10 protein-coding genes are annotated in these 8,730 nt (G+C 45.9%); 3 read left to right on the forward strand and 7 right to left on the reverse strand.

The features are described 5' to 3' along the window. The first annotated feature begins 331 nt into the window (after positions 1-331). A complete protein-coding gene (locus tag AAAT87_RS14485) occupies positions 332-472 on the forward strand; it encodes a hypothetical protein (protein WP_349226813.1) in 141 nt (46 codons plus the stop codon). Further along, positions 448-1,527 carry a dicarboxylate/amino acid:cation symporter gene (locus AAAT87_RS14490; protein ID WP_349226814.1) on the forward strand — a complete coding sequence of 360 codons (1,080 nt, stop codon included), beginning with the start codon at positions 448-450 and terminating at the stop codon, positions 1,525-1,527. The genes AAAT87_RS14485 and AAAT87_RS14490 overlap by 25 nt, the downstream gene beginning before the upstream one ends. A gap of 110 nt (positions 1,528-1,637) precedes the next feature. Here AAAT87_RS14490 and AAAT87_RS14495 read toward each other — a convergent pair whose 3' ends face one another. The 6 genes from AAAT87_RS14495 to AAAT87_RS14520 all read right to left on the reverse strand — a co-directional run bounded on the left by AAAT87_RS14495 (position 1,638) and on the right by AAAT87_RS14520 (position 8,067). Next, positions 1,638-3,200 (reverse strand): ATP-binding protein, encoded by a 1,563-nt coding sequence (locus tag AAAT87_RS14495; RefSeq protein ID WP_349226815.1) that lies wholly within the window; start codon positions 3,198-3,200, stop codon positions 1,638-1,640. A 326-nt stretch (positions 3,201-3,526) separates the two neighbouring features. Next, positions 3,527-3,931, reverse strand: a complete 405-nt coding sequence (locus AAAT87_RS14500) for an N-acetylmuramoyl-L-alanine amidase (protein ID WP_117663751.1) — start codon at positions 3,929-3,931, stop codon at positions 3,527-3,529. Positions 3,932-3,959: 28 nt separating this feature from the next. Further along, positions 3,960-4,535: a hypothetical protein gene (locus AAAT87_RS14505; protein ID WP_349226816.1), complete on the reverse strand. Its 576-nt coding sequence runs from the start codon at positions 4,533-4,535 to the stop codon at positions 3,960-3,962. Between the two features lie 128 nt (positions 4,536-4,663). Beyond that, positions 4,664-7,276 carry a DUF3987 domain-containing protein gene (locus AAAT87_RS14510; protein WP_349226817.1) on the reverse strand — a complete coding sequence of 871 codons (2,613 nt, stop codon included), beginning with the start codon at positions 7,274-7,276 and terminating at the stop codon, positions 4,664-4,666. A gap of 7 nt (positions 7,277-7,283) precedes the next feature. Next, positions 7,284-7,685 carry a hypothetical protein gene (locus tag AAAT87_RS14515; RefSeq protein WP_349226818.1) on the reverse strand — a complete coding sequence of 134 codons (402 nt, stop codon included), beginning with the start codon at positions 7,683-7,685 and terminating at the stop codon, positions 7,284-7,286. A 100-nt stretch (positions 7,686-7,785) separates the two neighbouring features. After that, positions 7,786-8,067: a DUF3127 domain-containing protein gene (locus AAAT87_RS14520; protein ID WP_349226819.1), complete on the reverse strand. Its 282-nt coding sequence runs from the start codon at positions 8,065-8,067 to the stop codon at positions 7,786-7,788. Between the two features lie 19 nt (positions 8,068-8,086). Here AAAT87_RS14520 and AAAT87_RS14525 point away from each other — a divergent pair, with 19 nt between their 5' ends. Continuing rightward, complete coding sequence (locus tag AAAT87_RS14525; RefSeq protein ID WP_349226820.1) at positions 8,087-8,461, forward strand: hypothetical protein; 375 nt, start codon at positions 8,087-8,089, stop codon at positions 8,459-8,461. Between the two features lie 24 nt (positions 8,462-8,485). On the opposite strand, the gene AAAT87_RS14530 is transcribed toward AAAT87_RS14525, so the two are convergent. Further along, complete coding sequence (locus AAAT87_RS14530) at positions 8,486-8,689, reverse strand: Rpn/YhgA-type helix-turn-helix domain-containing protein (protein WP_349226821.1); 204 nt, start codon at positions 8,687-8,689, stop codon at positions 8,486-8,488. Positions 8,690-8,730: the final 41 nt, after the last annotated feature.

Below are 8,730 nucleotides of genomic sequence, written 5' to 3' on the forward strand. Positions count from 1 at the left end.
ACCAAGGGCAGCATGTCAACCCTCGACTTGCGAGGCATAGAAGATGGCAAGATAGCCTGTGCCGACAGGCTCTTCGAACAACTCTCAGGTTCGGGCATCTACTATCATAAGGTAACCAACTACGACGACTTGATGGAATGGGTGAAATAATTCTTAATGTTAAATGTTAAGTGTTGAATGTTGAATGTTAAGCAATAGGACATGGAACAGCCGATAATGACTGCCATCATAAAAAGATATACATAAAAATAAAGTTTAACATGAAATCCTTGCAAAAATCAACTTTTATATTTACCTTTGTATAAGTAATTAGTTTTAAAAACATAAGATTATGACAAACAATGAATTGATACTCGCCCAACTGATGAGGGCGATGATAAAGTACGATATCACCTTCCGCGGCCATGTATTCCGCTCGGAGTCAGCCATCAGAATGCTGAATGATATGTGGGAGTTGGAATACCAACCATAGCCTTGGCTGTCATCACAACCCTGGCATCCTTGGGCAACCAGGCAGATACCGGTAAGATATTCCGCCACGCCATCACCTACACCCTGCTCACGACGATAGCAGCTGCGGCAGTGGGACTGGTGCTCTACAACATCGTTTCTCCAGGCAATTTACCTACAGCCTTGGTACAGAGCGGAATGGCAGATGTTCCCCAAAAGCTGGGAGAAACCAGCTATTATGACCATATTCTCGGAGTAATCCCCAACAACATCATCAAGCCGTTTGCCGAAGGAAATGTACTCTCCATCCTGATTTTGGCGGCAGCTGCAGGCATTGCCTTAACCAAAATGCCATCAAGCGATAAGAAAGAAGTCGTGATGAAAGGATTGTTTGGATTGCAGGATCTGCTCTTCATGCTGATTCATGGATTAATCTGGGCTCTGCCTCTGGGTATCGTTGCCTTTGCAGCACAACTCTCAGCCCAGTTCTCTGCGGGTATCGTGATGGCTTCTCTAGGAAAGTACGTAGCGGTTATCCTGGGAGGTAATGTCATTCAATTCTTCATCATCCTTCCGCTCTTCCTCTTGGCAAGAGGCTTGAACCCAGTGCGTACACTGGGCAAGATGATGCCGGCAGTATTAATGGCTCTGTTTACAAAGAGTTCGGCTGCTACGTTGCCGGTGACGATGCAGACAGCAGAAGATAGACTGGGAGTTTCCAATCAGGTTTCCCGCTTCGTATTGCCTATCTGTACTACCATCAACATGAATGGCTGCGCTGCGTTTATCCTCGTAACCTCCTTGTTCCTGATGCAGAATGGAGGAATGCCCTTACCTTGGACTACGATGATTCTCTGGCTCTTCATTTCAGTTATCTCAGCAGTGGGTAATGCAGGAGTGCCGATGGGATGTTATTTCCTTACCCTATCTCTGATGTCCGGTATCAATGCTCCTATCGGCATCATGGGCATCATCCTGCCAATCTATACCATTATCGACATGGTAGAGACGGCAGAGAATGTATGGTCAGACTCCTGTGTCTGCGCCATGGTAGATAAGGACTTGAAAGACCAGTAAATATAAATAAACACCTAGCATATAAAATAGAACATCAGCCTGTGGTGATGAGGCTCAGGGGAGGTTGTCTATCCACGGACAATCTCCCATAAGCCAGGATACCACCCTATTTACTCCGCTTCTATCTTCCAATCTGTAATATTATGCGTTGCCACATCAAAGTTAACCCCAACCTTTACGATTGGTAAGCCGCTTAAAGCGAAGCGCTTAGGATATTCCTTAAGATCGATCTGCTTCATCGCTGCATCAGCATCCTTATTGAGCTTCAACTCAAAAAGATAAAGATGGGTAGCTGTTCTCAATACCATATCCACCCTTCCCGATGGAGTGCGAACTTCTACATCTACATAATTATCAAGAATAGAGAATATCACATACATCATCTGCTGATAATGTCCCTCAGAGTCAACATTGTTGCAATACGGAACCGTGGCCAGATAAGCCTGAAGCATCTGCATGGCTCCATCCATATCGTTGCGACGGATAAGAGCTGACATCTTGGCAATGGTCGTAGTTCCCTTCACCGTATTCATACCTATATAATTAGGTAAGAGACTACGGTATAGCCCTACCCGAATCTCCTTGTTAGGAATATCCAGGGTATAGAGTTCCGTCTCCGGATCGTACCCCTTAATGGTGATGTAACCACTCTGATACAATAAAGGCATAACAGATGACATACCTTCTGTTGGTGCATCAAACTCCGACTGGTCGGCTTCACAACTACCAATCTCCGATGGCATAACCTGGAATTTCTTGAGCATTTCTATCAGATAAGTTGGCGTGCCTGAAGAGAACCAATAATAATCCAACTTACTTTTTGCCATGGCATTCAGCAAGCTATATGGATTAAATATATCAGGTGACTGGGCAGCAAAATGATAACCATCATAAAACTCTCGCAAGGATTCAAGCATCTGCTCTCTACTCTTGCCCATTTTCTCCGCCAACACATCAACATTCGCAGACATCTGTGTTTCCAATTCTTCTCTGGTAATACCACAGATTCCTGCATATTCATCATCCATACTTATATTCGTAATGTTATTCAGTTCACTAAAGATACTCAATTGCGAGAACTTCGTAATACCGGTCAGGAAGACAAAACGGAGCATTGGTTCACAATCCTTCAACGGACTATAAAAATTGCGCATCACATTGCGAAGCACCGGCAAGTTAACATCGCTATGAACAACGTCAAGAAGAGGTGCATCATACTCATCAATCAGTACGACAACCTGCTTACCTGTCTTTTCATAAGCAGTCTGGATGAGCGAAATGAGACGGTCGTTCGCATCAACTGCAGGAGATGTAATACCCCATACCTTTTCCTGCTCAGCAAGTCGCCTTCCCAAATATCTTTCCAGCTGGTCTTTCTCCATGTGCTTACCTCCTGCCATACTGAAATGCAGTACAGGATATTCCGTCCACTCATTTTCCAGCTTTTCGATGGCTAATCCTTTGAACAGTTCCTTTTTGCCTTGAAAATAGCTTTTGAATGTTGAAACAAGCAATGACTTTCCGAAACGGCGCGGACGACTTAAAAAGAAATGCTTGCCACCGCTATGAGTCATGCGATAGACATATTCCGTCTTATCTACATACAGAAGATTCCGAGTGATTATTTCCTCGAATGTCTGGATTCCTACTGGATATAATTTCAATTCTGCCATTGTTCTGTCTTTTAAGTTTCCGGTGATAACAACCTATCAGCCTATTCAACTGCAAAACTAATCATTTTTTCCGTAATCACCAAACATTTCTGCCAGAATCTACTCTTGGGTATTAAATAAGTAATCGAATCTCTATGGAAAACTCTTATTTGAATTACAAAATCATTTCTCCTTTCACAGCACCCGCAATATATTGACATTCACATACTTAAGTGTGAAAGTATTTTTATCGATGCCGCTTCACATCACTTGCAACAAGAGTAAACGATGGAACTGAGAACAGCAAATGAAGGTAAAGTTCATTTGCTGTTCCAAAATTAGCTATTTTACTGAATAAACTCCTCCTTCACATTGAAACAAGGGCAATCTTTGGCGGCAAACTCATTGTGGCCATGAACCGTCGCCTCGGGATATTCCTCCTTCAGCTGCTCAATCAGCGCTTTCAGCGCCGCCTTCTGCTGTGGGGTTCGGGTATCCTTCGGCTTGCCATCCTTGGATAGACCGCCGATGTAGCATACTCCGATACTCACGGTGTTGTGACCCTTGCAGTGGGCGCCCACCTCTTCTACTGATCTGCCCACGTGGATGCTTCCGTCACGGTAAATCACGAAATGATAACCGATGCAGAAAAAGCCACGCTCACGATGCCAACGGTCGATGTCGGCTACGGTGTAGTCGCGACCTTCTCGGGTCGCACTACAATGAATGATGATTTCCTTAATCTTACGCATAATGTATAAATTAATATGTACAATATAATTACTGGATAGTATGATTGAGATTATTATTAGGAAGCACAATCATATACTCCTTAGGAATCTCGTCTTTCCCCCAGTCCTTGATAACCAACGTTACTTGCTCCTTCACCTGCAAAGCATCGCTGATCATGTCGCAAAATTCCTGGAACTTCTCCTCGTTATAAGCCACAAGTCCCGTTTTCAACGACTTGCCCATCACGATGCTTCCATACTTCAAGGCAAGCGGTCCAAAGCCTGGCGTAATATAAGGCTTGCGAAGCACAGGCGTCTTCGACACCCGACCTTTCTCCTGCAGAATCGCAGGCATGGTTCTAACCTCCTCTACAATCTCAATCTTGAACTTCTTCTCCTCCTTCTTGCCGTTGTCCTTGTTCTTCTCTTTTTCCCCTTCCGTCTCCTTGATTTCCACCTCTATCTTCTTTTGGAATCTGATAGGTACGGGTGCAACCTTATAACGGCCTGCAGCCATGTATTTCTTAGGATGTTCTACGGTGCCACTGAAAAATACTCCGTTGATAACCAATGTGCCATCCACACTCCATGGAGTGAAGCGACGGCGAAATATAACGATGTTCATAATGATGATATTTTTAGAAAATTAATACTTGTGGGCAGGTCATTAAGGGGGTTGGTGTATTGAAAAACCAAAATGACCCGAAATGACCTTGACCCGAAATGACCCGTTTGTACGGTAGATGAAACTCTTTATACGGTGGATGAAAGTTTCTGATAACGCATATCTGGCAGCACCACTATCAAGCCCTGTCGCTTCCAGTTCTTCAGCATCTGCTTCACCGCCTCAAGAGTCGTGTTTGCACCCTTCACAGAAATGCTCTGCTGCTGTGCCTGCTCGAAAGAGAAAGTTGTGTCCAAACGTTCGAAGATAGAGTCGTTTTTGCCTCGATGTGTGCGATCATACGGCATCTGTCCGCAATAGTCTCTCGAAGAGAAAGCGTCCTCAATGCGACTACGGAAGAAGTAGAGCGCATTGTCCAACTGGTAATCTGCAAGAACATTGAACACTGCGAGCATGGTAGGCGTCTGCATCTTGATTATCAAATCCTTCCAAAGCCCAGGATTCTGCTTCAACAGCTTCTCTGCACCCTGGAACCCGTGCTTCTGAATCAACGTCTCTGCTACCTTGCAGAGCATGATGCAGGTCATCATTCTCATCGTGGTAGGACAGATACGGAAACGCTGACGGGCTTTCACCTTGTCATCATTCTTCATAGTCTCCAGGCGAATCTGTTCCAGCCACTCCCTACCCTTGGCTTCCAGCTTAGGAAGCACCACGTCGCCTTCCATCAGAGGCAGCAGATGGGCAACCTGGATGATGCGGTCACGCTGGCGATCGGTAAGCACATACAGATTATCCGTAAGCGGAGTAAACGTATTGTCCGGGGTGCGAGCCACGGTAATACGGCTCTGGAAACCATCCGTATAATTGTTTACCACACGATAAAGCGCATCAGGCGTTCCACACATCACTACATTCCATAACAGTCTGTCTATATGTACATTTACAGCTTCTGCACTTCTAGCCTCACGCTCATAGCTAGTGCCATCATACGCCTGACGGAGCATTACAGAGAAGTCGCTCATCGCCGACTTCCACTTCTGCGCCACGGTGTCAGCTTCCGGGGTAAACGAGAAGGCGTGCTTGCCTTCGGTATTAGCCAGACGTTCGGCAAGATTTGCCACGGTATTGTTAAGTGTCAGACATCTTACAGGCAGTTTCGGCTCTTCCGGCTGCTCCTTCTTGTTCTTCGCCGCACGCTTCTTGGCTCTCCATTCATCCTCCTTCTGCTGATACATTTTATCCATATCTTTTATCTCCGAAGTCCAAGCATCAATCACGGGGTCGATGCTTCCCTTGCCTGAAGCGAAATCACCGGCGATATAAGAAATGAGGTTCAGCGAGTTCATCTTGCCGTGAACAGAGACCTTGACGCCAGTAGCCAGCATTCCGATTGCCGGGCAAATGGCGGTAATCACGGGCATTGCCAGGGGTGGTCCTACGGCATTGATAGAATCACGCACACCTTGCGGCATCTTAGGCAAAGCATTGAAATAGAACATTTCGTCCTTGGCATTAGCCTCGTCCAGCGCATTCACCAGAGCCTCGCTTTCTGCATCAGCAGTAGCATTCGAAGCACCCTGTTTCAGCTTTTCCTGTCGCAGAGCGGCAAGCACATCTTTCAGTCGCTTAGGCATTTGGGTGATTTTCTCGTTCAGTGCCGAGTTGATGCAAGCCATCTTCTCCTGCTCAGGGAAACCATCGTAGCAGGGAATGATCTGAGCCATCAGGCTTCGGTCGAAGCCACAGATGTGGCGCAGGTTCACGGCAAGCTCGAAGGTCAAAGTGTTGCGGTTGGAGCGAACTGGCTCATGACCGTCATTATACATCTGCCACCACTTCGAGATGATTTCGGAATACGGGATTCCGAGGTAATCATTGCTGGATGATGAAGAGGATGAAGAAGAAGAAGCAGAAGCAGGCTGAGCCTGATTCTTAGAAGGATTCTGACGATTCTGAGAGGCTTGACCCTTTTGAGAATTCTTCTGATTTCCCAGATTCTTCTGACTCTGATTCTGATTTTCCAAATTCTCCTGATTTTCAAGAGATTTCTGATTCTCCTGATTTTCAAGATTTTTCTGAGAATTCAAAGCCTTCTCTTCAACATTCTCCAGCCAAGGTTTGTAATGCTTGTTAACCTTGTGCGCCCCCGGAGGAAGCTCCTCTTGCCCATACTTCTCACGCTCTTCGAGCACCTTGCCTTCAGCTGCCACGGCAGCCTCCTCATAACTATCCTTGAAGAGCTCAGGCGAAAGATAAAGCAAGTCTTCTGCATCAGCCGAAGTCGTGAAATAGACACGATTAATATCGTGAGCCGAAGTATCCATCTCGCACTCCAGCATCTTGGCGATTCTTACCTGGTTCTCCAGAATGGTCTTACCCATCTCTCGCTTGCAAACCGCATGACCACCTTGTCGTGCGCTGCGTTCCAGCATCAGCAGACCATATTTCTCAGGCTCCTGCAGCATCAGCTTAGCCGCCTTCTCGAAATCCTGCTTATCGTCCAAATCGAAGCCGAAAGCCCGGCTTGGCAGCTTCATACCCTTCACTACCCCTTGCGGATAATGTCCGGAATAATTAAACTGCACCAGTCTTCGCTTCGCCCCGTCGTTTCCTTCGCGAGCCAGTCGCAGATTAGCTTTCTGCTCATAGCTTCCACGAATCAACTTGTATTCCTCTTCCGAGGTGATGGAGCGGGCAACCTTGTGCCCGTTCTCCACCCTAATTAAATAGCAACTCATCTATCTTCTATCGCTTCAACTGATAATCCACCACTGCATCCGCAGCCTCTTCCGCCTCCTTCACCAGAGCGCTGCCGATATTGATTCCCTCATCGCAGAACACCTTCAAGGTGAGCTGGATGGCTCCATCCTTTGTCTTGCTCACACGACCGTGCGCCAATTTTCTGATTAGTTCCGACTGCGAGCGGACTCGTGGTTTAACCACGAAATCAAAAGTACCATCCGTCAACTGCTGGGCAACGCCCTGTGATCGGAATCCCGGCACCTTCTCTCCCGTCCCATGTTCGTTAGGCGCAAAGAGGAAACACTTGCTCTCATCGTAGAAAGCCATACCACCCAGCTGCACATGCTGGCTACCATTATTCACCTGCTGGCCTTTAGCCTGCTGATTGTTTACATTTTTCTTCATATTCTGAATTGTTTTGCGAGAAGAAACGTGTGGATTTTTGCGCGCTTTACCATGGAAGATCCTCCGCAGTCCCAACTCAGTTAATAACTAAAACTACTTTTTATCCCTTCAGCTTTTCGATATCCGTAACGAGGATATCCTGATAAACCTGCCCATTATACTCACGAGCCGTGAATCGGAGCGTTACCGCTACCAGTGCTCCCGGAGCAAACTTACACTGCGCCATATTGCCCAGCATAGCCGCAGCATATTGGTTCTCGTACTTGCCGCCCATCTCCTGCAATACGATGTTGCACTTCATCATCTGACCGCTCTCGCTCTTCTGGCTCTGCACAGCGAAAGCCTCGCCCTGCTTCACCACTCTCATAATCTGAGTATTCATATTATAAAGTAGTCGTAAGTTGTTTCAAGATCACCAAAACATTTCGGCGTTGTCTTGTTTCTTCGACGCTGCAAAAGTACTGCGGAAAACAAGGCAAAACAATCCTTTTCCCACAACTTCCCCGAAAAACCCTCGATTTTGGGAAAAATCGGGCTTTTCTTGGGAAAAAGTAAGAAGAAAAAGAAAAAGGAAGTTAAAAAGTAAAGAAAATCAAAAAATCACTCCTCTTTTCCCCCAAAAATCCCTCATTTTTTCCCAACGTTGGGAAAAATCTTGGGAATCTTGGGAAAAATTGCTCATAAAAATAAGAAAAGCACCTCCTTCACCATCCATGAAGAAGATGCTTTTAACAAAAGCAACCAAAGTTACCCAAATATATTATTCCCAATGCTAGTAACACTATCTATGTACTATTAAATTAATGAAGCTGTTTCAATTCTTCTTCTGTCAATCCGGTAGCCTGCATGATTTGTGACCAAGACATTCCCATTGACAACAAGTTGCGGGCTACTTCCACTCTACCCTTAGCTATTCCCTTTTCCTCGCCTTCAATATACGAGCCATAAAGGCCGGAGTAATAATCATCTGACAGTATCGGCGAATCGGTACCACTGTAGCGCATGAATCGGTACCATCATAGCACTGCATTCGGTACCATCGTAT

Origin of the sequence: Segatella sinensis (genome assembly GCF_040095255.1) — a bacterium.
Taxonomy (GTDB): Bacteria; Bacteroidota; Bacteroidia; order Bacteroidales; family Bacteroidaceae; genus Prevotella; species Prevotella sinensis.

Coding starts and splice junctions, on each gene's coding strand:
- AAAT87_RS14485 (WP_349226813.1), top strand. CDS start 332: ATGACAAACAATGAATTGATACTCGCCCAACTGATGAGGGCGATGATA.
- AAAT87_RS14495 (WP_349226815.1), bottom strand. CDS start 3,200: ATGGCAGAATTGAAATTATATCCAGTAGGAATCCAGACATTCGAGGAA.
- AAAT87_RS14500 (WP_117663751.1), bottom strand. CDS start 3,931: ATGCGTAAGATTAAGGAAATCATCATTCATTGTAGTGCGACCCGAGAA.
- AAAT87_RS14505 (WP_349226816.1), bottom strand. CDS start 4,535: ATGAACATCGTTATATTTCGCCGTCGCTTCACTCCATGGAGTGTGGAT.
- AAAT87_RS14510 (WP_349226817.1), bottom strand. CDS start 7,276: ATGAGTTGCTATTTAATTAGGGTGGAGAACGGGCACAAGGTTGCCCGC.
- AAAT87_RS14515 (WP_349226818.1), bottom strand. CDS start 7,685: ATGAAGAAAAATGTAAACAATCAGCAGGCTAAAGGCCAGCAGGTGAAT.
- AAAT87_RS14520 (WP_349226819.1), bottom strand. CDS start 8,067: ATGAATACTCAGATTATGAGAGTGGTGAAGCAGGGCGAGGCTTTCGCT.
- AAAT87_RS14530 (WP_349226821.1), bottom strand. CDS start 8,689: ATGCGCTACAGTGGTACCGATTCGCCGATACTGTCAGATGATTATTAC.